Here is a 23,887-nt window from a genome sequence, read left to right on the forward strand (position 1 = left end):
AATCAGGATGTTTGTAGTGTGTCCATTTTATCGAATAATCTGATCTGCCAGATAAACATGGCGGCTGTGAGCACCGTTGCAAGGAAGTCGGCAACAGGCAGGGAGTACCATACCCCATCGAGCCCAAATATGCCCGGCAGGATAAACAATGCCGGTATCAGCAATAATACCTGGCGTGTAAGGCTCAGGAATATGGATTTGCTGGCCATACCTATACACTGGAAGAAGTTGGTGACAACTATCTGGAAGCCGACTAGCGGCAACATCAGCGTCACTATCCTGAGTGCTTTTGCCGATTCGGCTGCCAATGGCGGCGACGGGTTGAATGGTTTTACTATGAGGTCGGGCAAGAGCAAACTCACGGCGAGGCCTGCGCACCCTATTATAATCCCCATCTTGATGGTGTAATTGAGGGTTTCCTTCACGCGTTCTATTTTCTTTGCCCCGTAGTTGTAGCCCACTATGGGTTGCATGCCTTGTGTGAGCCCTACCATTATCATAATGATAATCATCACCAGAGTGTTGGATATGGCATAGGCTTCGATGGCGACATTGCCCCCGAAGATTTTGAGCCTCGAATTGATAAGGAAGGCTACGGCAGATGCAGCTACCTGTATGAAGAATGGCGACAAGCCGATGCTGGCTATTGTCCATACTATTTTGGGATTGAACCCGATATTCTTTTTCCTCAGCCGCAACATGCTGTTTTGGTTCATAAAGTGGTGCATTACGAAGCACAACCCTATAAACATGGATATGATGGTGGCGATGGCAGCTCCTTTTATCCCCCATTCGAGTACGAAGATGAATATCGGGGCGATTATGATATTGGCAACAACGCCGATGAGCATCGTGTACATGGCTTTGGTGGGGTAGCCCGATGCGCGCATCATGCTGTTGAAATTGAAGCACATGGTGAGGAATATGTTTCCGGGAAGCAGGTAGGTCATAAACTCTTTGGCGTAGGGAAATGTCTCTTCCGTTGCCCCTATCTGCATCAGTATGGGGTCGAGGAATATAAACAGGAGGGTGACCAGCGTGCCGGTGAAGATGATGGTCATCAGGAACGAGTTGCCGATTATCTTTTCGGCCGTCTCCTTATCGCCACGCCCCAGGCAAATGGATATGCGGCTCGCCGACCCTGCTCCTACGAGCATACCCACCGCCGCCGTGAGGTTCATTATAGGCAATACGATACCCAATCCGCCAATGGCATGGTCGCCCAGATTGGGGCCGTGGCCTATGTATATGCGGTCGATAATATTGTAGAGGGCGTTTACCATCGTGCCCACGATGGCAGGCAGGGCATATTGCCAGAGTAGCTTGTTTATCTTCTTGTTTTCTAATTCATCGATGTTTGCAGTTTTCAGCATCTTAGTATCTCTCTTATATCGTTAAGGAGTGTCTCCTCCCATCTTTTTTTGAAGTGCAAAGGTACAAAACATATTTATGACAGGTACATATTACAGTTTTTTTAATCAGGATAAACGCATGAAAAAAATCCGGGCTGCCAAACAAACGGGCAGCCCGGATTTCCGTTATAGATTGAGGAAATAGGGTAGCTTGTCTACTTCTTTTCCAGTTCTTCTATTCGTTTCTCAAGCTTTTCTATCAGTTTTTGCTGCTCTTCTATCTGTGCCTGTTGCTCTTGTATGGCTTTGGTGAGTACGGCTGTGAGTTCGCTATAAGTTATACCCAGTGTCTCGCCCTTCTCTATGTCACCTTCGGCGCCGGACACTACCTCGGGTATAATAGGCTTAACCTCCTGTGCTATAAATCCGATTCTCTTTTCTTCCGACTTTTTCATAGTAAAACTTACGGGTTTTAGTTGCATCACTTGTTTTAGCCCATATTCTAAGTCTTTAATAGCCTTCTTTAGCCTTCTGTCAGAGCTCTGAGTCCATGCGGTTGTCCCTCCGGCTTTTCCATTGACATAGAAATTATATGAAGATTGAGTAGCAGTAGTATTTATTGCAACAGCCATATTACTTTGCGCAGACTTGCTTCCTACAATATAATAAGTTCCATCATTAATGAATGAGCCAATATAAAGCTTGTTGGATTGCTCTTTCGCACCAGTTCCGGCGTTATACCCAATAAAAATGTTATTATTACCTTTGGTTATATTCGTCCCCGCACTTATTCCTATGCCAACATTATAACTTCCGGTGGCCAGCGATGATAATGCATTAGCTCCAATAGCAGCATTATGATCTCCGCTAGTCATCATTGACCCTGCACTTTTTCCTATAAATACATTGTGACTTCCACTCTCCAACCTCGTAGCAGCAGCATATCCGATTGCTGTATTACTTGTCCCCGTTACACCATACAAAGCTTCGTTACCTATAGCTGTATTATTCGATGCAGTGGTGCTCACTTTCATTGACCCTGCACCTATTGCAGTATTTCCCGCCCCCGACGCTAATGTTGCCGTAGCATTATCTCCAATAGCGGTATTACCACTACCATTACTAATCTTGGCTAGGGCATTTACTCCTATTGCTGTTATGCTATTGTTGCCACCAGCATCATAAGCGCCATATCCATAACTTGTAGAACCGGATTCCAATCTGCCGGAAGCCACATTTCTCGATTTAAACTTTAACGGAACATTCGATGTTGGCCCAAGAAAACTGGCAGTAGTTGCATTGGCGTTACCTGTCAACTTCCAGTCAGGATCAGTCCATGTGGCTACCCCCCGAGGCGTTGGAGGTGCAAGAGCCAGAAGAGCCTTTTACTATAGCATTCCGTATTGCATCGAGGACTTCCTGAGGTAAATCATTATTTTCCACATTGACCTTTTTCAGAAACCTCAGCTGAGAGGCTAGGACCACAGGATCACCCCCCCAAAGCAGTTTCGTTATCTTGTTATTGCTTACGTCGAGTGTCTCCAGCATTCCGTATCCGGACAAAGAAATATCAAGACTTATTCCATTATTGCTCGCATAAAAGTGTCTGAGGTTAGGAAAAGGCCCCAAGTTTACCTCTGTCTCTTGCCCGCGGCCTTCCATTCTTAATAGATTGTTGCTAATATCGTACAGGCGTACGGCATCCAGTGTCAGCCCCACAAATCCGTTGGCTTCAACGACAGGATGATAATTTTCCTTAGCTTTGCTCAGGTCTATTTCTACCAGCCGAAGTTCCTCCTTATTCTCGTCGCATGGCGATTCTACATTCTCCCATTTAGCGTAACCGGTTTTACTGCCGGGCTTGAAGTCGTCCCATGTAAAATTATTCAGACCCGGAGGGATGTCGTAGTAAGGAGGATCATCGTCCGGCTGTTGTTTGTCGTATTCCAAAAAGAGCTGATAGTATTTCCAGTTTCTTTCGATGAACTGCATTATAGCAGCCGAATCGCTGCGAAAGCTATACTGGTAAGCCTTTGGCCTCATGGGATGCCACTCTGTGCCTGTCCACACATATATGGGTGCAATATCAGTTTCAGCTCCTCTTACGCAGTCGCCGGTTGCATCCACATCGGGCGCATCGGCCTTTGTGTTGAATACTATCATGCCGGTATGTTCCTTTACCTCCCAAGTACAAGTATCACAACCGGCACCGGTGATTGTTGTAGCCAGATTTGAGGCGTCGGCCTCAAACTTTGCTATTTCTACACGGGGCAGCGCCAGGGCGCCACGCGCCGTTGCGCCGCTTTGGTGTACCTTGTCGTCTTTCAGCTCAAGCAATGCTCCTGCAACTGGCTTCCCGACGCTGCCTACCGACACCTGCCCCTGCAGGGCGGCGGGTAGCAGCAGTATGCTTGCCAGTAGGCACATAGCGTTTTTTCTTATTCTATTGTTCATATCTGTATGTATTATTGTTTTATTTTTTTCGACATGAGATGCTCCCTTGCATCAACTTGGCAGAGGGAATAAGCAAAGCCCAACACCCCTACCTGTACCGATGGCTGAGCCTGTCCTACAAAGCGCCAGCCACTCAGGGACAAGCAGGCTTGGAGTATAATCCAACTTTGTTGTTCCAAAAGTCACAGAGACCCGCATCGGAAAATTGCTTGACAAGGGCATTCAGGTTGTCGCTCGTAATAGTATTGGAATACAGAGACAAGGTTCCCAGGCTATAGACCTGAGAGCCAAGGTTGAGCACATTTAGCGCAGAGTTACTGGACATGGAGAGGCTAGTAACGACCGGTATTACCGGGAATTTTAAGTCGGCGCCTACCAGCAACTCGTTAGTAATGGTTATATTCGTCAAATCGAGGTTTTTCGAAAGATCCAGTGCCTCAACGCTATTGTATTCCAATACTAACGTTTTCAGTTTGGGGTTATATGCCAGCGGAAGATCTTCAATCTCCCCCCTTTTGCCGGTTCTCCCGCCCGTCTCTGAAGCACCATTTTTTATTTCAAGTCTTGTCAACTCCGGGTTACCTTTAAGGTCGAGTCCGCTAAAAGAAACCTGATCTATTATTATCAGTCCTTTAAGGTTGGGGCATTCCGCCAGGTTTTTTATTTGCGTCAACTTCGTGTCGACATTGAAAGGTAGCAGATAGTGTTTAACACCACTTATCGTTACGTCTCTTTTAGATGAGCGATAAGGGTCGTCAGTGTCTTTAATCCGGTCGCCAGCGTTAGGGAATACAGTTGCGGACACGGTACCGATGTCATATTTTTTTCTAGTTGTTTTTCCGACATTCAACGCTACAAGGTTCGGATTATCGCCAAAAACGATACTCTTCAGGTTGATGCATCCGTCGATGTCTACCACAGCCAGTTCCCCAAGCCCCGAAAGATCTAATTCCTCCAAGGGATTGTCGTGAATAAGCAAATTCCGCAATGCTTTCAGCCCCTTTAGTGCGCTCGCGTCTGTTATATTCTTGTGCACCACGTCCAACTCCCGCAGCCGCAGTTCTCCCGAACAATCTCTTTTCCATAGTTCTCTGGTTACGTAATAACCTGCCCACCCGGAGCCAAAGGTTAATTTGTTAGAGCTGATCCTCGCTCTGGTTACTTCTGTTGCAGTCTCCCAAGTTGCCTCTCCAGGCGAAATATTCCATGTCCAATCACTACTACCAGGATTTGCCGTGAAAGTAGGCCAATAAGGGACTACAGACGGGTTGTCTTTCAGAAATTGATCTATAGCCGCCAAGTCTTCAGCGTGGCTGCCGGGCCATGGTGTCTCTTGGGTGGTTCCTATGCCTTCCCATTTGCTACCCGACCATACGTATATTCCTTTCGATTCGCAGTCGGTCATTCTGGGGTTGTATATCATCAGCCCGGCGTGTTTACCGAGGTCCCATTTCTCGCCGGCGATGTTTTCTCCGCCCTCTATGGTCTTGCGCAGGTCGTCACCGGGTGCAGTGAGCGATACCAGTGGTACGCGCGGCAGCTTCATGCCTCTGGTAGAGTTTATGCCGGCGGGGTTGTTGGTTTCTTTTAGCTGCAGCAGCGCGCCTTGTTCGGGTGCGTAGTCGGAGCCTATGGTCACCTGGGCTTTCATATTCAGAGCGAAAGCAAGGAATATGATGATGCCCAATGCACCTAGTTTTGTTTGTTTGTTCTCATTATCACTTTACCCTTTAGTTTTCAATTGTTTATGTATTGGTTCTGTTTGTTTCGATAGATGACTGCCGATAAAATATATCCAACAAGGTCTCCAGCCCATTCAACAATGCTAAGACGACCATTGGCTGTTTTCGCAGACGGCAAAAGAGGTCGGATGAATAAAACAGTTTAGACTGGAGGGTCTTGTAGAACGACTTGTAATAGTGCAGCAGGGCATCTTTGGGAAAAGACACCTCCGGCAGTATTTTGTCAGACAAGCGATGTTGATGATTTCTTATTAGCAGAATGGGATGGTCATTTGCCGGGAATGATGGCAAAAGAGAACCAGCTACCGTATTGCCAAGGGCAAAAAACAGTAATCCCTTGCATGATATATGCAAAGAATCGACATTATAGAGGCTATAATTAGTCGTTATTCGTATCACCTATTCTGTTTGTTTGTACTGTATCTCTTGCAAAGAGAGAAACTTTGTGGAGAAAAAACAGTGCTTTGTGTTTTTTTTAACAGTATAGACTCGAACGGGGAGATAAAAAAAACGAAGGTGCCCTTTATTACTTTCGGGACACCTTCGTTTTATGGATGTACTTTTTTATGCAGTATTGCTATAAGATTATTCTTTAATCTTCAGGATAAAAGGCGCTGTAGACCAAGAAGTACCCGATGGCAGATACTTTGTATTGTATTCTGTTGGTTTACCCGACGGGGTTTCTTCTTGTATATATCTGAATTTTACAGCGATATTGGCATACTCATAGCTACCTTCGCTGGTATATACCGGCGAATAGTTGTCGCGCAATTGCCCTATCTTCAATACTATTTTTTTGTTTACGATTCGCGCAGGAACATTTTCCGTATTAACATTAGTCTTGATAAACCTTACGTCAATGATTACCTTGTTTTCAATATTTGTATTACCGTCGCCTTCCTGTTGGTTGTCGGCGTCGTAATAGAAATAAGCTTCCTCTTCTTCCCCCTCTTTCAAAGATACATTATAAGACAATAACCAAGAGTCGCCAAAATGATCTGTCGGATATGTATGTTCTATTGCCATGGCTGATGCATAAATAGCATTATCCGCATCTATATAAGGAACGCCCCATCGCAGGTTAGATTCGTCGTAAGGTTCGGGATCGAGTACATTTACATATTCTGCGGCATACATGTTGTTTGCCGAATTCAGCACAACCTTATAGCCCATTCTATAGCATTTGCCTTGCACTAAGCCGTCTATCGTAGAGTGTGTAACCCACCCTATACTTGTAGCTGCGCATGGAGTGTAGTTTACATTAGTTATATAAACAAGTTTTTCTTCATTTTCTACAGAATTTTCCCCATCGCCCAAACATGACGACATACATAAGGCAGCAAAAAACAGACCTAGTGTTAGCTTTAATAATTGTAATTTCATTTTTCCTCGATAATAATTAAGATTGTTTAAAAATCAAATTTAACTCCTATATTCAGATTCAATTGGGTTTTTCTGTCAGAGTATATTGTCCTGTATTTATTTCCTGCATTGAAATAGTAAGCTCCACCGAAAGTACCATATAGGTTTATATTCTTATACAGTGGATATGCAATCCCTAATCTGGCATTCACCGAGAACTGAAGATGATCTTGATCTATTGATTGTTTTATATAATGTGGCTCTGTTATAGGAGCTGCGATTCCTTCTTTATTGCTTTCCGGCAAAAATTCGGCGATGAACTGGTTAGGGACATCCATCCGGCTTGTGTATTTTCCACTTATATCTTTTTGCACCATACCTCCTATAGATGCATATATTTTTAGCTTATGCAATTGATAGATCGTATAGTTGACAGACAAAGGTACGCCTAAATAATGGAATTTCTGTGTTTCTTTTATGCCTAAAGTGCTATTGGATGTTATATCCGATTGCAGGTATGTATATACGATTCCTGTTTCTAACGATATGCGTGGATATATTTGTTTGCCGATGGTCACACCAACCGAAACCGGCAGTTTATGTTTTAGTTTAAATTCGCTGCCTTCATCTTTCAGTGCTGCATGGAAAGCTGCACCACGAACCTCACGCGAGAACAACAAATCGCTTCCTCTTTGCGAGACATTGTCTGCCAGCAGGTTGGCGTCTGCTGATATGCCTACGGAATAAGGGTGAGATTTGGAGTCTTTTTCGGGCAATAAGAGGATCTTCTTGTCATGTACATTCGCTTTAGGCTCTCTTCTTTTCCTCGCCGCTTTTTCTTCTGTTTTTTTCGCTTCTACAATCTTTTCTTCGTGCGCAAAGTCTTCTATTTCGGGTGCAACGTCTGCTTTCTTCTCTTTTTGTCGCAACGGCAATACAATGCGGACATCCGGTTCTAGGGCAGCTTCCGGCGTATCTTCATGTGCTTTTTGCAATGGGCTGATATCGCCTGTCGATATCTCATATTTCTGTATAGTATTTTCTTCGTTTGGTATAAACAGAAATCCGAGGATAATGGCTGCAGCAACAGCTCCGGCTGCTACATATATTTTTTTCTTTAAGGACGGAGTATTATCCGGCTGTATAGAGGTTTCCTCTACCTGCGGCGATGGCGTTTGGAAAGGCAATATCTGTTCGAGCCCTTCCCAAACAGACATAGGGACTTCCGGTTCAAAACTATTTAGTTTTGAAGCAAAAAGATCTTTTATTTTATCCTGCCCTATTGCCATTTTATTACAAATTGTTCTTTACATATTGTTTCACTTTCTCCTGCAAAAGCTGCCTGGCTCTTACGTATTGAGATCGTGATGTGCCTTCGCTCACACCCAGCATATCAGCTATTTCCTTATGAGAGTAGTCTTCTATAGCATATAAGTTGAAAACGGTTGCATAGCCTCGAGGCAAGTCCTGCACCATTTTCAACAATTCTCCTTCTGATATCTTATACATCTGATCTTCTTCTGTAGAATCATCAACAATATCGGGAAGAGTATGCACATCATCGGATGTATATATAGCAACTTTTTTCTTTCTTAAGTTTTCTAAAGCCAGGTTAATAAATATACGTTTAAGCCAACCTTCAAACGAACCTTTTTCCTGAAATGAGTTTATATTGGCAAACACCTTAATAAATCCATCCTGAAGCAAATCCTGAGCGGTATCTGTATCGGAACTATAACGCAAGCATATGCTATACATTTTACGAGCATACGTCTCGTATAGCATTTTTTGAGCTTCTCGCTTTTGTTCTTTACAGCCTGCTATAATTTGCAGTTCATTCATATGGGCTGGGCTTCGTTCTTTAAGATGCAATTAAAAAGGAAATGTTGCATGCATCTTCAATTAATTTTTCAAAATTACATATATATTTTTACAAAAATAATATGACAGTTTTATTTTAGTCTGGTCGTTGGGTAAAAAGTATCATCTTCACCTTTACTTTATTCCCTATATCTATGATATCTACTACATCCTGCAGGCTTAACGAACGGTCTGCCTGTAGTAGCACATTCATTTCCTCATTTTCCGATTTTTTTTCGAGTATAGACAATAATGCAGGTTCTATTTCCCCTTTTTGCATTTCTTTGTCGTCGATGAAATATTTAAGGTCTTTGGTAATTATCAGATTTATGTTCTTTTTTGTCACCACCTGTTCCGATGTAGATGCATTAGGCAATAAAACCCTTATTGCTGCAGGAGTGACCATTGTGGATATAATAAGAAAGAAAAGCAGCAAGAAGAACATTATATCGTTCAACGATGCTGTATATACTTCAGCGGTTCTTGTCTTTTTGCGTTCTATTTTCATATCCTACTATTTTCTAATATTGGCAATCTGGGCATCTTTTTATAATTACAAGCCATTGTTTCTCTTACTTGCCCTTATAGCCTTCAATACTTCGTTCGACTCCTTGTCTACACTAATGACAACCTTGTCTATTCTTCCATTCAGCAAATAGTAGCCAGTGTAGGCTACGATACCCACGAGCAAGCCTGCTCCCGAACAGATCATTTTCTGATAAAGACCTGTAGATATAGTGTCGATAGCAATATCATTGGCGAGTGCAATGTCATAAAATATCTTTATCACGCCAAATATGGTTCCCAAAAACCCTAGCATGGGTGCTATAGATGCAGTAATTCCGAGCCAATTCATCTGGTTTTCGAGCACGCTTACCTGTTGGCGGGCTTCTATTTCCATCGCTTCCTGTATTTCCGACTCTTCTTTATCGTATTCTTTCAGTCCGGCAGCGATTATCTTTGCCGAAGCATAAGGACGCTCGACACAGAATTTGAGTGCTTTTTCTATCTTTCCATCATGTACAAGCTCTACGACACGCGATAACCAAACGGAGTCTTTCCGGCCAAGACGGCTTATTACCAACCATTTATTTATAATTACGTATATCGCCACAAGTGACAATAAGAATATGGGAAGAAGTATCCATCCTCCTTTCATCACAAGGCTTAAATAGCTTTCTTCTGGTACGTTTTGGGCAGCCTGCCCTGCTATTTCTACTGTAGGCTCAACGGCTTGAAGCAAAACTAATAAATTCATAGGTTGATGTTTACATTTAATTATAACAAAATCCGACAGACGAACAAAGATAAGTCATCTGTCGAATTTTTATTTATCATTTAATAATCTTTAATATATCCCGAAACTCACATTATGTATATATTGATAGAAGCAACTAACTACTCCAATTACAAATATACCAACCATAGAGAGTACCAATGACACTTTCATATAGCCATCTGTATTAACAGATTCGATAGGAGAATTGTTTTTGTTAATAAACATTGCTTTCACAACCAGGAGATAATAGTATAAAGATATTACTGTATTCAAGAAGGCGAGGAATACCAAAAGCACATGTCCCTGTTCCATTGCCGCCATAAATACAAACAGTTTGCTAAAGAATCCGGCTGCAAACGGGATACCTCCCAACGAGAACATTGCTATCATCATAGCCAATGCCAGCTTTGGATTTGTATTATACAAGCCATTATAATCATCCATGCTTACCTTGCCTGTCTTATCCTCTATGGCCGATATAACGCCAAAGGCTGCGAGGTTAGAGAATACGTAAACAAATATATAGAAGATTGTGGCAGCCATACCTTCTTGTGTTCCTGTAAACAAGCTCAGCATAATGTATCCTGCTTGCGATATGGAAGAAAAGGCAAGGAAGCGTTTCATATTCTTCTGGCGAAGTGCAAACAAGTTACCAACAGTGATAGTAACCAATATTATTATCCATATTATATTCACCCAAACATCTGAGAGCGTGGGGAATACTTTGAACAAAATGGCCATCAATGCAAATACTGCCGCACCTTTCGATATTGTAGAAAGATACAGGGTAACATTTGTCGGTGCTCCCTGATAAGTATCGGGTGCCCATAGATGGAACGGAACGAGAGATATCTTGAAGAACAACCCTGTCATCATAAATATCATAGCCATGATAGTCAGGGGACTAGCGTATATTGTTGCGGCTATGTCGGTATAATACAATGTACCAACCGCACCGTACAAGAAAGATAATCCAAACAGCATTATTGCTGACGAGAAGATGGCATTGAATATATACTTGGCTCCGGCTTCGGCCGATTCGTGTTTGTGCTTATTGAACGCAACCAGTGCAGCTATCGGAAGAGAAGCTGTTTCGAGCCCGATATAGAACAACAGGAAGTTCCCTGCCGATACCATCAGGTTCATCCCTATCAGTGTAAGGACGATCAGCATAAAAAACTCGCCTCTCTTTATAATAGATTGCGGTTGTTTCAACCATGTATTTGCTTGCAGAAGTATAAGGAAAACCCCTATGTTCAATATATTCTTTATTGTATAATAGGCTGGGCCTGTAACATACATCCCGGCAAAAGAACTGCCATCGTCTTTGAAAAAGAAACAAAGGACAGTGTGCGCAAGGAAAATTGTGCAAGCCACCGGGAAATAATATTTCTTTGCCCCGTCCGAAGCGAACAAATCGTAAAAAATGAGTAGGAGAAATACCACAATCAGTGATAGTTCGTGCTTCATCAACAAGTAATTACTCAAATCCATTTTTATATCTTATTTTTATTTTATATACGCCAAACTTGCACTTATCAACTCGGATATCCATCCCGGGAACATACCCATACCTGCCACACAGATAATAAGCCCTACTGTTGCCACTTTCTCGTGCCATACAGCATCAGTCAGCTCCAGATGATGTGGATCTTGAACAGGGCCATACAGTATTTTACCTACAACTTTCAATATATATACCGCTGTTACCACAATAGACGATATAGCCGCTATTGTAAATATGCGGTGGAACATATCGTTGTGGGCAAATGCACCGACAAATATTGTCATTTCGGCTACGAAACCACTCAATCCCGGAAGACCGAGCGAAGCCATACCGGCTATTACATAGCATACGCTAAGGAACGGCATTATTTTCATCAAACCTCCCATTTCGCGAATATCACGTGTATGCGTCCGTCCATATATCATACCTATCAAGGCAAAGAAAAGGGCTGTCATCAGACCATGCGAAAGCATTTGCATCACTGCCCCGGTCATTGCAGTCTTGTTCATCATCAGGATGGCAAACAATACAAGTCCGCAGTGACTAACCGAAGAGTATGCATTGATATATTTCAGGTCTGTTTGAGATATAGCACCCAATGCACCATAAATCACACTGATACCCGTAAGTATTATAAATATCCATGCCAGCTCGTCGGCAGCTTCGGGCATAAGGCGCATCGCTATGCGGAAACAGCCGTATCCCCCCAACTTCATCAATACTCCTGCGTGAAGCATCGAAACAGCAGTCGGCGCAGATGCGTGACCATCGGGCGACCATGTATGGAACGGGAAAAGAGCCCCTAGTACTCCAAAGCCTAAGAATGTCAACGGGAATATCCAATATTGGGCTGCGACAGGAATTGCATTATTAGCTGCAATTTCTAATATATTGAATGTATAGTCTCCTGTGGCAGACGAATTAAAATAGATACCGAAGATGCCAACCGCAAGGAATGCAGAGCCTCCCATCAGCATCAGAGTCAGTTTCATTGCCGAATATTCTTTCCGTCCTGTTCCCCAAAGCCCGATAAGCAGATACATCGGTATCAAGGCTATTTCGTAGAAGAAGAACATGGTAAACATATCCAACGATATGAAGAATCCATACACTCCTACCGACAGCAGCGTGAGCCACATAAAGAAGTCTTTTGGCAGGGGATTCATATTCCACGAAGCAAATGTGCCGGTAAAGATAATTATCGCTGTAAGCAATATCATCAACACCGAAATACCATCTACACCGATAGCATAGTGTATGTTCAATGCTTCGAACCATACCTTATCGTATGTAAACAACATTTCCGCCATGTTGCCTGCTCCCCTCTCCTGGTAAAACATAAATAAAAGGACAAGGGCCAATGCAACCTCTATCACTGCGCCGATAACACCCACCGTACGCACTTGTCTGATGTTTTTGCATGGAATAAATGCAATCAGCATCAAAACAGGAACCAGAATAAATAATGAAAGAATATTCATATTTTTTTTAGCTGTTAGCCAATAGCTGTTAGCCATTAGCTCTTTTATACTTTTATATTTTTTATCTTATTCCTTTAGCTTATAACCAAAGGCTCTTTTCTACTTACAAACAAAACATACTATCCATCCGCAGAATCCTACAACCAGAATTAACGCTCCCAATAAATAGGCTAAGGCATATTGCTGTATATAGCCCGATTGGAAATTCTTTATAGTACTGGATGCTGCTTGAGTTACAGAGGCAAGCGAATCCATAAAGCCATCGACATACTTGCGGTCGAACCATGCGATAGGTTTAGAAATACGTTTGAATATAATTTTACGTGTAACGAATAACCATAATTCATCGAAGTAAAACTTATGCAATGCCCATTTATATAATGTGCTTATGCTGCCCGCAATCTTATCCGGCAACTCGTTTTTCTTATAATATAACTTGAATGCGATACCTATTCCGATGAGTGAAATCACAACACTGGTAACCGCTATCTGCATATTCACATGCGCATCGTAAGGCACACCGTCGTTAGTCACAAACCTGGCAAACGGAATGATACCCGAAAACGCAGCAAAGAAAGCCAGTATAATCAATGGAATAGCCATAGTAGGGCCGGCTTCGTGTGGTTCGTGATGATAATGCTTCTTCTCATAGAAGAATATGCGTAGGAACAAACGAGTCATATAGAACGCTGTCAATCCGGCTGCAAAACTAAGGCAGAAGTATATCGCTTTATTGTGTTCGAAGGCAGCAACAAGTATTTCATCTTTACTCCAAAACCCGGAGAGTGGGAATATTCCGGCAATAGCCAGCCATGCGATACCAAATGTAATGCACGTGATCGGCAACTTCTTGGCCAGACCTCCCATATCGTCCATTTCGTTGCTGTGCACAGCATGTATGATAGCACCGGCACAAAGGAACAATAATGCTTTGAAGAAAGCGTGGGTAAATAAGTGGAACATACCTGCCATATATCCCAGTCCTTCGTGTCCTCCATACTTGGACACCCCTAGCGAGGTAAGCATGAAAGCTATCTGAGAGATGGTAGAGAATGCGAGTACTCGTTTTATATCTGTCTGCGTACAAGCTACGATTGCGGCAAAAAGTGCAGTGATCGTTCCTACCCAAGCTATTATGTTCAATACATCGGGTGCTCCGAAAGCATATACCGGAAACAAGCGTGCAACCAAGAATACTCCGGCAACAACCATCGTTGCAGCATGGATTAGTGCAGAAGCAGGTGTAGGGCCTTCCATCGCGTCGGGCAACCAGATGTGGAACGGCATCATCGCCGATTTACCCGCACCTCCCATAAATATCAACATCATCGCCCATGAAAGGACAGAAAAACCGAGGAACGACGTTCCGGCAGTCGACGATACTGCAAGGGCGGCATTGGATGCTGTCAGAGAAGCGAAGTCGAACGTGCCTGTGAAATATGATAGTAATAATATACCTACAAGGAAGAAGAAGTCGGCAAAACGAGTTACAATAAATGCTTTCTTAGAAGCAGCTACCGCAGAAGGTTTTACATAGTAGAAACTGATAAGAAGGAATGAAGACACTCCTACAAGTTCCCAGAAAACATACATCTGGAAAATGTTTGTTGCCACCACAAGCCCCAACATCGAAAGGCTGAACAATGAAAGAAAAGCGTAATAACGTTGAAAACCTTTCTCCCCTTTCATATACCCCAGGCTATATATATGCACCATCAGCGACACTGTTGTGATTACAACAAGCATCATCACCGAAATAGGGTCGAGGTACATACCCAAGTCGATATGCAGTGAATCGGTAAACCGAAGCCATTCGAAATTAAATACATTTATAGCCTGATATATACCATCGGCATCTTTTCCTACTTCGAAGAAGTACTGGTAGGCAGTCATATAAGCCAATATGGCCATTACGCCCAACGATATAGAGCCTAATATACCGGCAACCACCGGTTTCATGTATTTACCACCGAGCCCCAAAATGAGGAACATTACAGCCGGAAGTATGAGAATCAGTATAGAATAATTAAATGCGTGTTCCATATCTTATTGCAATTTCCTTCTTAGTTTTTCATTTTGGTTATGTTTTCATCCACATATATACTCTTCACATTGCGGTATATATTGATAATAATGGCAATCGCCACTGCCGTTTCGGCTGCTGCTATACCAATAGCAAACAGAGTGAAGAAAAATCCTTCGAGCTGTCCGGGATAGAGATAACGGTTGAACACCACAAAGTTGAGGTCGGCGGCATTTAGCATCAACTCGACCGATATCAAAACCATCAGCATATTCTTGCGTGACAAAAATCCGTACACCCCTGCAAAAAACATGATTGTACTTACAGCCAGAAATGCCTCGATTGGCACCGGACCCGACAGAAAATTTGTTATTAATTCGCCCATATATTTCCTATATATTTATCCCTTTTTGTAGGGTTAAGGTCGCAGACCTATTTATTGTCTATCTAAGTATAACTGTCGTTGTTAGTTATAACTTTAAAACATATCAATAAATTTTATCTGTTACTTATTTTATTTCTTTATAATATACTTACAATAATATGTTGTTTTTGTTCCAAAGCTTTTTTGTAGAAACCGATCAATATCCGGAGGCTTTCTTCTATTTCTTCCAAAAGCTGGTCTTTATCTTCTTCTTCGATACCTTCGGGATAGAGGTCGGCTCTTTTCATCTTTGCCACATTGAGTTTGATTGTGTGAGCAGCGACGTCAAAGTTTTCGAGAGCGGCGATTATATTCGGCAACTCCTTGTTTTCGGTACATGCTATAAATTCATTTTCGTAACTCATCACATGCACCCCGACTACCGCTTCGCTAAGCTTCTCGCCTTCTATCGGATCTGAAGCTGACACCCCGGTTAGGTAATAGTGCAACAAATCCCACGATTTATCAAGGCCTACGGATGGAAACTTTTCACTTTCTTCTATTTCCATCAGACGATCGCTCAACTCTTCTTCTTCGAGTTTTATCAAAGGAATAAGAGTTTCCTCGTCAATCATCATATATTCCGCACGCATCCCCATTTTCTTCCTTATCTTTTCCGGGCAATCATCAGCCCACCAATGATACAGGCAAGAAGGAGGATACTTATCGCCTCGAATGGCAACAGGTATTGGTATTTATCCGTACCCATCATTGCCAGTCCGACCTCCTGCATATTCAATTCGCTTTGCGTGATATAAGTATAAAACTTATTCACATTGTAGAATATGATATGCCCGCAAATGCCAAGCCCGGCTAATGCCGATACCAAGGCAATAAACATACGTCCCGGTTTCTCGAATTTGACATCTACTCCCGGTTCGTGCGTCAGTAAGATTGCGAAGATAAACAATACCATCACCCCGCCTGCATATACAGCTATCTGCACAGCCATCAGGAAGTGATAATCTAGTAAAAGGTACAGACCCGCTGTTCCCAGTAAAACGAACAATAAAAATGTAGCCGAACGGATAATCTTCCGTGTGATAACTGCCATTACTGAGCTACATGCAATTATTGTTGCTAAAATGTAAAATATAATTTGTTCTGCCATAATCTATTGATTATCGTATATTATTCTTTATCTTCTTTTTGCTTGTCCTCTGCTTCCGGTAACTTCGAAGCCGGAACTGTATCCGTAGTCACAGGAGTTGTATCCTGCATTTTCTCTTTTACTATCGGTTTGGTTTCTGCTTCGGGTTTTATATCTTGCAAAGGTATAGGCTCTACAGGAGTTTCAGGCTTTCCTTCAGGAGCTTTATTTGTTCCGTGTACAGCTTCTTCTGCTTTAGCTACAGGCTTGCTTACAATCGGCTTGTTTTCTTTTTTCTTTTCGCGAAGTTTAGAGCCTTCATGGTTCAATTGCTGGATAAGCTTGCTACGTGTGAAGAGTGAGTTTTCGAACGTATTGGCAAAAACGATAGCATCTTGCGGACAAGTTATCACGCATAGATTACAGAATGTACACTTGCCTAAGTCGTACACATGGCGGTCGAGAATTTTCTTCTTCTTACCGTCTTCTGTCTCTATCATTTTCGAAATCACCTCTATAGTTCCATTCGGACAGTTCATTTGACAGATACCACAAGCTGTACAAGCATGCTCGTTGTTCTCGTCGTGAGGCATAACCAATTCGCCGCGAAAACGCTCAGGTATAACAAGGGTAGCACGGTTTTCCGGATATTGCTCTGTGATTTTTTTTGTCCAAAGCTCTCCCCAAGTCACCCGCATACCTGTAAGCAGCGACTTGATTCCGCCGAATAAACCTGAAAAATATTCTGATACTGAACTCATTTTCTTAATCCTCTATAAATTAAAATATATCTGTCAACGTCAATCCTGCTAAAACGACAAGAACCATCAACAAAATGTTTACCATATTGATAGGCAACAAGTATTTCCATTCCAGATTCAACAACTGGTCGATACGCAGGCGAGGGAATGTCCATCTTACCCACAAGCTAAGGAATACAAGGAAAGCTGTTTTGCCGAAGAACCATACATACGATGGTATATAATTCATAACCTGATTGAAGCCATCCCATCCTTCTACTTGGAAAGGCATGTAACCGCCCAGAAAGACCGTTGCTGCAATACCTGCTACAATAAACATATTCAAGTATTCTGCCAGATAGAAAAATCCGAATTGCAGCCCCGAATACTCTGTATGGTAACCGGCAGTCAATTCCGATTCGGCTTCGGGCAAGTCGAATGGCCCGCGATTGGTTTCGGCATGACCGGATATCAGGTAGATAATGAATGCGATAAGCGCAGGTATATGTCCGTTGAAAATATTCCAGCAGTAAGCCTGTTGCTGCATAATACCGGAGAAGCTCATCGTACCCGACAATACAACCATTGTCATCAAAGCAAAGCCTGCCGACAATTCGTAACTGATAAACTGTGCTCCACTACGCATGGCACCAATCATCGAATATTTGTTGTTGCTCGACCATCCGGCTAATAAAACACCGATGATTCCGAGCGAGGACACTGCTATAACATAAAACACTCCAATATTGAAGTCGATAGCATGAAGCCCCTGCCCGAACGGCAAAGCCCCGAAGGTTAGCATAGATGCCACAATCATAAAGAACGGAGCGGTATAGAATAAGAACCTGTCCGACTTGTTGATATGGATTATCTCCTTCAACAATATCTTAATCATGTCGGCGATACTCTGTATTATACCGTACTTACCAACGCGGTTGGGACCCAAACGAGCCTGAAAGAAGGCTGTGATCTTACGTTCTACATAAATAAGTATCAATGCCAATATGGCATATAGAGCAAGCAGGGCAACGCCTACCAATACAAACTCTATTGCCAGAACCGCCCATGTAGGTAAATTTTCGCTCAAAAATGCATCAAAGTTCTGTAGGAGCTTTGAGACCTCTAACGGTTGCGAATAGTTTAACAGCATATATCTTTATATTGATAAATAAATAATTCTTGGTTAACGGTCGATATCAGGAATCACATAGTCCATAGAACCACCTATACCGATAAAGTCTGATATTTTCTCACGCTCGCAAATCAACGGCATTGCCGATACGGCAGCCATAGATGGCGAACGGAATTTCAAGCGATAAGGAGATTTGTCTCCCTTACTGCAAATATAAACCCCAAATTCACCGCGTCCGGCTTCCACCCGCTGATAGTATTCACCTTCAGGCAATTTTATTATAGCCTTGGTTTTGGCTAAGAAATCACCTTCCGGAATATTGTCGATAAGTTGCTCTATGATTTTGAGCGATTCTTCAATCTCGTCGAGACGATTGAGGTAACGTGCAAACGAGTCGCCCTCGTGACGGATTATCTCTTTAAATTCGACCTTGTCGTAAAGTGCATAAGGCACATGTTTACGGATATCGCACGAGAAGCTAGATCCGCGTCCGGCAGGGCCTGTTACAGCATAAGAAATTGCATCTTCTTTCGATAAGATACCTAAGTTTTTCATACGCCCTACAGCGATAACGTTGCCTGTGAACAGCCTGTCGTATTCTACCAGAGCCTTGCGCATCACCGGAATAAATGCTTTCACATCTTTCTGGAAATCAGGGGCGATATCGAACATTACTCCTCCGACTACATTATAATTGATGATAAGGCGTCCTCCTGTTGTTTTCTCAAATATTTTGAGAATGTCCTCACGCTCACGCATACCATATATGAAAGCCGTAGTAGAACCTAAGTCCATACACATAGTACCCCATGCTACGAGATGCGAGTCGATACGGTTCAACTCATCCATAATGGTACGGATGTATTGCGCCCTTTCCGGGATTTCTATTTCTGCCGCTTTTTCGACACACATACACAAGCCGTGACGGTTGATATTGGCAGAAAGGTAGTCGAGACGGTCGGTAAGATGAAGTATCTGCGGATAAGTCATCTTTTCGGTCATCTTTTCTATCCCGCGATGGATATAGCCGCTATGCACGTCTATTTTTTTCACTATCTCGCCTTCGAGTGCTACACGGAAGTGCATCACACCGTGGGTAGAAGGGTGCTGCGGGCCTATATTGATTATATAATCGTCGTCTTCGAATATTTTGACAGTTTCCTCTTTCAACCCGTTGGGTGTTTCCATAATACGCGGGGCGACATCAATAATATCGCGGCTTTGTACAGAAACAGGGTTTAAGACAGGATTAGCATCATAATCTTTCCTTAAAGGAAATCCGTTCCAATCGGAATTAAGGAAGAAACGGCGCATATCCGGATTGTTGATAAAACGGATGCCAAGCATGGCATATACTTCGCGCTCGTTGTAATGGGCTGTTTCCCAGATATCGGTAACTGTATATAAAAGAGGATTTTCGCGATCGGCAGTTCCTGTTTTTACAACCACCTCTTTGGATAGGTCTTTAGACGAGGCCAACAAATAATTAACACCTAATTTTTCGCCCCAATCCACGCCTGTAAGCATGGCCAGGTAATCGAAAGGCCACTCCTCGTTGTAGCGAAGGGCTTTCATCAGTTGTCTAAGTTTGTCGGGTTCTACTGTAACGGTCAGCTTTCCGGCTTCTTCTATTACAGCCTCTGGAACAGCATCAAGAATTAACTTTTTGATATTTTCCATTATCTATTTATCTCTTTTTATATTTTTGTGCCCTTTGCGAAACAGGAATCTCTCAACTTTTATTTTTCGTTGCAATTGCATCAAGCCATAGAACAAGGCTTCAGGACGGGGTGGGCATCCCGGAACATATACATCTACCGGAATAATTTCGTCAATGCCTTTTACCACATGGTATGAATCGACAAACGGGCCGCCTGATATAGCACAGCTACCCATAGCAACTACATATTTCGGCTCTGCCATCTGGTCGTAAACGCGTTTGAGCAATGGAGCCATCTTGTGTACTATTGTTCCGGCTACAACCATTGTATCTGCCTGGCGTGGGCTATTGCGTGTAACCTCCATCCCAAAACGGGCAAGGTCGTAGCGGGAAGCTGCCGATGCCATAAATTCGATACCACAACAGCTTGTAGCAAAGGCCAAAGGCCATACCGAATTTGAACGCCCCCAGTTTATCAACTGGTCTAATTGCCCAACGACAACAGGAACTCCACCTTCGTTGAGCTCCTTTATCATATTTTCGAGGTACTCGTTGTCTTTAAACTCTTCGGACGGAATACCCTTTATATATACTTTTTTTATTTCCATTGCAATGCTCCTTTCTTCCAGGCATAGGCCAAACCTAAGCCCAATATCAAAACGAAAAACAATATACTGACCAGACCTGCCATACCCAGATCGCGGACTACTGTAGCCCAAGGAAACAAGAATATGGTTTCGACATCGAACATCAGATATAAGATGGCATAGAGATAGTATCCTACTTTAAACTGCATCCACGACGTGCCGTGTGTAGGTATACCACACTCGTAAGGTTCGCCTTTTTGTGCATTGAATGATTTAGGGGAGAGTAACAGAGCCATGCCCAGACCGGCCACGACTAAGGTAATTCCTGTTAGTAAAACTACTAAAAAAAGAGCGGAAGTACTCATATTTTCATATTAAAGTTAAGACATTTCTATCAATTGTCATTTTTAGCGCAAGTAAAGGTTTCAAAATGTCATCGAAGCAAGCTGAACCCTATGATTTATGGGCTTTTGACAATCCGCGCAAAATTAGTTTTTTATTTCTTAAAAGCAAAAAAATAGTTGCCAAATTTACTCAATTTGGCAACTATAGTTTACAAAAATATGATCATGCTTTTTCTTTTACAATGTAAATCGGACGTTTCTTTGTTTCCAGATATGTTTTTGACAAGTACTGCCCTAAAATACCAAGACAGAAAAGCTGCAATCCGCCCATAAAGAATATGGCACAGATAAGTGACGGATAGCCGGCAACGGGATCGCCCCAGAGGAGGGTCTTGGCTATTATCACGCTTATCATCAGGAAGGCTATAAAGCAAAACAAGATACCGAATACCGATGCGATAAGCAACGGGCGGGTAGAGAATGCGATGATACCCTCCAGGGAGTAAAGGAAAAGACCGAAAAACGACCATTTGGTCTGGCCCGCAATACGTTCCACATTTTCGTAAGCAATCCATTTGGTCTTAAAACCCACCCATCCGAAAATACCTTTCGAGAAGCGGTTGTATTCGCCCATATCCAGGATGGAATCGACCATCTGGCGAGTCATCAGGCGAAAATCACGTGCCCCGTCTACAACCTCCGTGTCCGAAATTTTATTTATTATGCGATAAAACTGTTTTGCAAAGAAAGATCGTATGGGCGGTTCCCCCTTGCGGTCGACACGCCTTGTAGCAACACAATCGTAATCGGCAGACTTCAGGCTTTCGTACATCTCCTTCAACAGGGATGGCGGATCTTGAAGGTCGGCATCTATCAGTGCGATATAATCTCCTGTTGCAGATTTCAATCCGGCGTATATCCCGGCTTCTTTGCCGAAATTGCGCGAAAACGAAACATAGTGTACTCTTTCGTCTTCAAGCCTCAACTCTTTTACAAGCTCTAATGTGCGGTCGCGCGAGCCATCGTTGATAAAGATAAATTCGAACTCTTGCCCCGGCATTTCTGCGGCGACTTTCTTTATCTCTTTATACAAAAAAGGCAATGCTTGTTCTTCGTTGTAACAGGGAATAATCAGTGATATTTTGTCCATCTGGATATCTATTTTGTCGTTAAGTCTCTACGCAAAGTTAAGCCCTTTTGCTTTTCACACAAATATATTGCCGGGATTTAATTACAGTTTTTCTAAATATTTATGAACCAGCCTCGACACAGGGTAACGATCTGCATCAGCAAGTTTTATTTTCAGATATTTTTCATCCAATAAAGCATTATCTGTATCTATCCGGTAAAACACCGCATAGATCACCTGATGAGACAACACATGCTTTATCTCAAAAGCTTTCGAGATTTTCACCGCCGAGCTTTTCGAAAACAACCCTCTAAAGACCTCGTTTTCTGCCAATTCTTCCCAAGCAAGGGCTTTTTCGGTTTCTATCAAAGGCAACTCGTACAAATTTTGCCATACATCTTTTTGCTCGCGCTTGTGTAGAAACATATCATCGCCTATCCGGATATCCAGATAATTGAAATAGCGGTTTTGTGTTTTCGTCTTATTCTGCTTTACGGGATACCGGCTGATCTTATTTTGCGCATGGGCTAAACAAAAATCTACGACAGGACATTTCGCACAATCGGGAGATACCGGAACGCATTGCAATGCGCCAAATTCCATAACAGCCTGGTTGTGAATGCCCGGATTGTCTTTATCCAGCAACCCTTGCGCCAATTGTGCAAAAACCTTTTTCCCCCTACTGCTATCTATCGGTTCCTCGATGGCAAAAATACGCGACAACACCCTGTAAACATTACCATCTACTACAGCATATGGCTCGTTATAAGCAAAGGAAACAATGGCGGCGGCAGTGTATTCGCCTACCCCCTTCAGCGACAACACATCTTTATACCCTATAGGAAATATGCCCTTATACCTATCCACAATCTCTTTCGCCGCAGCATGCAGATTGCGCGCCCGGCTATAGTAACCCAAGCCCTGCCAGAGCTTAAGCACCTCTTCTTCCGTAGCCCCGGCAAGGTTGGTTACAGTGGGATATTTTTCCACAAACCGGTTGTAATAAGCATAACCCTGATCTACACGGGTCTGCTGCAATATTATCTCAGACATCCATATTTTATAGGGATCGTTTGTCTGCCGCCAAGGCAAATCCCTTTTGTTTATTTCGTACCAGCGGGTAAGTATGCGGCTCAGCCGCAAAGCGTCTCCTTCATGCATCTATAGTCGATTCGAACAATTAATTAAACCAATTCTCTATCCTGTTAAATTTAAGCAAATTAAAAAAAATGAGATTTATTTGTTTCAAAGGTAAATAAAAAGCTATATATTTGCAGTCCAAAAAATTAATTGTTTAGAATTTAAAAAAATAAGAAAATGACTAAAGCTGATATCGTTAACGAAATTGCGAAGAATACAGGTATAGATAAAGTCACTGTATTGAAGACAGTTGAATCATTCATGGATGTAGTGAAAGACTCTTTGAGCAAAGAAGAAAATGTTTATCTGAGAGGATTCGGTAGTTTTATCGTAAAAACAAGGGCACAAAAGACTGCGCGTAACATTTCGAAGAACACTACTATCATTATCCCTGCGCATTCAATACCTGCTTTCAAACCAGCTAAAACTTTTGTTATTCAGGTAAGAAAATAATTCGTCACCGAACAAATTGAAACCATAATTATTAATTACTAAATATAAACGACATGCCAAGCGGAAAAAAAAGAAAAAGACATAAAATGTCTACGCACAAGCGCAAAAAAAGACTGAGAAAAAACAGA

23 protein-coding genes and 1 pseudogene are annotated in these 23,887 nt (G+C 42.5%); 1 reads left to right on the plus strand and 23 read right to left on the minus strand.

Annotated features, from left to right (window positions below; genetic code table 11):
- Positions 1–2 precede the first annotated feature (2 nt).
- From D0T57_RS06210 to mutY, 23 genes and pseudogenes are all read right to left on the minus strand, one after another.
- Positions 3–1,373, minus strand: a complete 1,371-nt coding sequence (locus tag D0T57_RS06210; protein WP_163271967.1) for an MATE family efflux transporter — start codon at positions 1,371–1,373, stop codon at positions 3–5.
- Positions 1,374–1,567: 194 nt separating this feature from the next.
- A complete protein-coding gene (locus D0T57_RS16085; protein ID WP_163271969.1) occupies positions 1,568–2,587 on the minus strand; it encodes a tail fiber domain-containing protein in 1,020 nt (339 codons plus the stop codon).
- Positions 2,588–2,681: 94 nt separating this feature from the next.
- On the minus strand, positions 2,682–3,806 hold the full coding sequence (locus D0T57_RS06220) for a leucine-rich repeat domain-containing protein (RefSeq protein ID WP_163271971.1): 1,125 nt from the start codon (positions 3,804–3,806) through the stop codon (positions 2,682–2,684).
- Positions 3,807–3,939: 133 nt separating this feature from the next.
- Complete coding sequence (locus tag D0T57_RS06225; RefSeq protein ID WP_163271973.1) at positions 3,940–5,493, minus strand: hypothetical protein; 1,554 nt, start codon at positions 5,491–5,493, stop codon at positions 3,940–3,942.
- Between the two features lie 58 nt (positions 5,494–5,551).
- A complete protein-coding gene (locus D0T57_RS06230) occupies positions 5,552–5,947 on the minus strand; it encodes a hypothetical protein (RefSeq protein WP_163271975.1) in 396 nt (131 codons plus the stop codon).
- Between the two features lie 186 nt (positions 5,948–6,133).
- Positions 6,134–6,931: a hypothetical protein gene (locus D0T57_RS06235; protein WP_163271977.1), complete on the minus strand. Its 798-nt coding sequence runs from the start codon at positions 6,929–6,931 to the stop codon at positions 6,134–6,136.
- 26 nt (positions 6,932–6,957) lie between these two features.
- Positions 6,958–8,199, minus strand: a complete 1,242-nt coding sequence (locus tag D0T57_RS06240; RefSeq protein WP_163271979.1) for an outer membrane beta-barrel protein — start codon at positions 8,197–8,199, stop codon at positions 6,958–6,960.
- Between the two features lie 4 nt (positions 8,200–8,203).
- Complete coding sequence (locus tag D0T57_RS06245) at positions 8,204–8,752, minus strand: RNA polymerase sigma factor (protein WP_163271981.1); 549 nt, start codon at positions 8,750–8,752, stop codon at positions 8,204–8,206.
- A 115-nt stretch (positions 8,753–8,867) separates the two neighbouring features.
- Entirely contained in the window at positions 8,868–9,278 is a 411-nt protein-coding gene (locus D0T57_RS06250; protein WP_163271983.1) for a biopolymer transporter ExbD, read from the minus strand.
- Positions 9,279–9,323: 45 nt separating this feature from the next.
- Positions 9,324–10,028: a MotA/TolQ/ExbB proton channel family protein gene (locus tag D0T57_RS06255; RefSeq protein WP_163271985.1), complete on the minus strand. Its 705-nt coding sequence runs from the start codon at positions 10,026–10,028 to the stop codon at positions 9,324–9,326.
- 90 nt (positions 10,029–10,118) lie between these two features.
- Positions 10,119–11,543: an NADH-quinone oxidoreductase subunit N gene (locus D0T57_RS06260; protein ID WP_163271987.1), complete on the minus strand. Its 1,425-nt coding sequence runs from the start codon at positions 11,541–11,543 to the stop codon at positions 10,119–10,121.
- 15 nt (positions 11,544–11,558) lie between these two features.
- The gene (locus tag D0T57_RS06265; RefSeq protein ID WP_163271989.1) at positions 11,559–13,037 is read right to left on the minus strand and encodes a NuoM family protein; all 1,479 of its coding nucleotides are present in this window, start codon (positions 13,035–13,037) and stop codon (positions 11,559–11,561) included.
- Positions 13,038–13,136: 99 nt separating this feature from the next.
- Positions 13,137–15,080, minus strand: a complete 1,944-nt coding sequence (nuoL, locus tag D0T57_RS06270; protein WP_163271991.1) for an NADH-quinone oxidoreductase subunit L — start codon at positions 15,078–15,080, stop codon at positions 13,137–13,139.
- A 20-nt stretch (positions 15,081–15,100) separates the two neighbouring features.
- Complete coding sequence (nuoK, locus tag D0T57_RS06275; protein WP_163271993.1) at positions 15,101–15,445, minus strand: NADH-quinone oxidoreductase subunit NuoK; 345 nt, start codon at positions 15,443–15,445, stop codon at positions 15,101–15,103.
- 137 nt (positions 15,446–15,582) lie between these two features.
- Complete coding sequence (locus tag D0T57_RS06280; protein ID WP_221412292.1) at positions 15,583–16,077, minus strand: DUF1877 family protein; 495 nt, start codon at positions 16,075–16,077, stop codon at positions 15,583–15,585.
- 14 nt (positions 16,078–16,091) lie between these two features.
- Positions 16,092–16,595, minus strand: coding sequence for an NADH-quinone oxidoreductase subunit J (locus D0T57_RS06285; RefSeq protein WP_163271997.1), 504 nt, complete (start codon positions 16,593–16,595; stop codon positions 16,092–16,094).
- A 266-nt stretch (positions 16,596–16,861) separates the two neighbouring features.
- A pseudogene (locus tag D0T57_RS06290) lies at positions 16,862–17,335 on the minus strand (4Fe-4S binding protein); the annotation flags it as partial.
- A 19-nt stretch (positions 17,336–17,354) separates the two neighbouring features.
- On the minus strand, positions 17,355–18,464 hold the full coding sequence (nuoH, locus tag D0T57_RS06295; RefSeq protein WP_163272001.1) for an NADH-quinone oxidoreductase subunit NuoH: 1,110 nt from the start codon (positions 18,462–18,464) through the stop codon (positions 17,355–17,357).
- Positions 18,465–18,497: 33 nt separating this feature from the next.
- Positions 18,498–20,126, minus strand: a complete 1,629-nt coding sequence (locus tag D0T57_RS06300) for an NADH-quinone oxidoreductase subunit D (RefSeq protein WP_163272003.1) — start codon at positions 20,124–20,126, stop codon at positions 18,498–18,500.
- 3 nt (positions 20,127–20,129) lie between these two features.
- The gene (locus D0T57_RS06305) at positions 20,130–20,714 is read right to left on the minus strand and encodes an NADH-quinone oxidoreductase subunit B (protein WP_163272004.1); all 585 of its coding nucleotides are present in this window, start codon (positions 20,712–20,714) and stop codon (positions 20,130–20,132) included.
- Positions 20,705–21,058, minus strand: coding sequence for an NADH-quinone oxidoreductase subunit A (locus D0T57_RS06310; RefSeq protein ID WP_163272006.1), 354 nt, complete (start codon positions 21,056–21,058; stop codon positions 20,705–20,707). Before D0T57_RS06310 ends, D0T57_RS06305 begins: the two co-directional genes overlap by 10 nt.
- A 202-nt stretch (positions 21,059–21,260) precedes the next feature.
- Positions 21,261–22,187: a glycosyltransferase family 2 protein gene (locus D0T57_RS06315; RefSeq protein WP_163272008.1), complete on the minus strand. Its 927-nt coding sequence runs from the start codon at positions 22,185–22,187 to the stop codon at positions 21,261–21,263.
- Between the two features lie 81 nt (positions 22,188–22,268).
- Entirely contained in the window at positions 22,269–23,327 is a 1,059-nt protein-coding gene (mutY, locus tag D0T57_RS06320; protein WP_163272010.1) for an A/G-specific adenine glycosylase, read from the minus strand.
- A 156-nt stretch (positions 23,328–23,483) separates the two neighbouring features.
- On the opposite strand from mutY, the gene D0T57_RS06325 reads away from it, so the two are divergent.
- Entirely contained in the window at positions 23,484–23,759 is a 276-nt protein-coding gene (locus tag D0T57_RS06325) for an HU family DNA-binding protein (protein ID WP_163272012.1), read from the plus strand.
- Positions 23,760–23,887: the final 128 nt, after the last annotated feature.

Origin of the sequence: Dysgonomonas sp. 511, assembly GCF_010501105.1 — a bacterium.
Lineage (GTDB): Bacteria > Bacteroidota > Bacteroidia > Bacteroidales > Dysgonomonadaceae > Dysgonomonas.

Excerpts from the sequence above, each read along its gene's own strand:
- D0T57_RS06265 (WP_163271989.1), bottom strand. The coding sequence starts at position 13,037 with ATGAATATTCTTTCATTATTTATTCTGGTTCCTGTTTTGATGCTGATT.
- D0T57_RS06245 (WP_163271981.1), bottom strand. The coding sequence starts at position 8,752 with ATGAATGAACTGCAAATTATAGCAGGCTGTAAAGAACAAAAGCGAGAA.
- D0T57_RS06305 (WP_163272004.1), bottom strand. The coding sequence starts at position 20,714 with ATGGAAATAAAAAAAGTATATATAAAGGGTATTCCGTCCGAAGAGTTT.
- D0T57_RS06240 (WP_163271979.1), bottom strand. The coding sequence starts at position 8,199 with ATGGCAATAGGGCAGGATAAAATAAAAGATCTTTTTGCTTCAAAACTA.
- D0T57_RS06300 (WP_163272003.1), bottom strand. The coding sequence starts at position 20,126 with ATGGAAAATATCAAAAAGTTAATTCTTGATGCTGTTCCAGAGGCTGTA.
- D0T57_RS06310 (WP_163272006.1), bottom strand. The coding sequence starts at position 21,058 with ATGAGTACTTCCGCTCTTTTTTTAGTAGTTTTACTAACAGGAATTACC.
- D0T57_RS06220 (WP_163271971.1), bottom strand. The coding sequence starts at position 3,806 with ATGAACAATAGAATAAGAAAAAACGCTATGTGCCTACTGGCAAGCATA.
- mutY (WP_163272010.1), bottom strand. The coding sequence starts at position 23,327 with ATGCATGAAGGAGACGCTTTGCGGCTGAGCCGCATACTTACCCGCTGG.
- D0T57_RS06280 (WP_221412292.1), bottom strand. The coding sequence starts at position 16,077 with ATGCGTGCGGAATATATGATGATTGACGAGGAAACTCTTATTCCTTTG.
- D0T57_RS06325 (WP_163272012.1), top strand. The coding sequence starts at position 23,484 with ATGACTAAAGCTGATATCGTTAACGAAATTGCGAAGAATACAGGTATA.
- D0T57_RS06260 (WP_163271987.1), bottom strand. The coding sequence starts at position 11,543 with ATGGATTTGAGTAATTACTTGTTGATGAAGCACGAACTATCACTGATT.
- D0T57_RS06315 (WP_163272008.1), bottom strand. The coding sequence starts at position 22,187 with ATGGACAAAATATCACTGATTATTCCCTGTTACAACGAAGAACAAGCA.
- D0T57_RS06255 (WP_163271985.1), bottom strand. The coding sequence starts at position 10,028 with ATGAATTTATTAGTTTTGCTTCAAGCCGTTGAGCCTACAGTAGAAATA.
- D0T57_RS06235 (WP_163271977.1), bottom strand. The coding sequence starts at position 6,931 with ATGAAATTACAATTATTAAAGCTAACACTAGGTCTGTTTTTTGCTGCC.
- nuoL (WP_163271991.1), bottom strand. The coding sequence starts at position 15,080 with ATGGAACACGCATTTAATTATTCTATACTGATTCTCATACTTCCGGCT.
- D0T57_RS06210 (WP_163271967.1), bottom strand. The coding sequence starts at position 1,373 with ATGCTGAAAACTGCAAACATCGATGAATTAGAAAACAAGAAGATAAAC.
- nuoH (WP_163272001.1), bottom strand. The coding sequence starts at position 18,464 with ATGCTGTTAAACTATTCGCAACCGTTAGAGGTCTCAAAGCTCCTACAG.
- D0T57_RS06285 (WP_163271997.1), bottom strand. The coding sequence starts at position 16,595 with ATGGCAGAACAAATTATATTTTACATTTTAGCAACAATAATTGCATGT.
- nuoK (WP_163271993.1), bottom strand. The coding sequence starts at position 15,445 with ATGGGCGAATTAATAACAAATTTTCTGTCGGGTCCGGTGCCAATCGAG.
- D0T57_RS06250 (WP_163271983.1), bottom strand. The coding sequence starts at position 9,278 with ATGAAAATAGAACGCAAAAAGACAAGAACCGCTGAAGTATATACAGCA.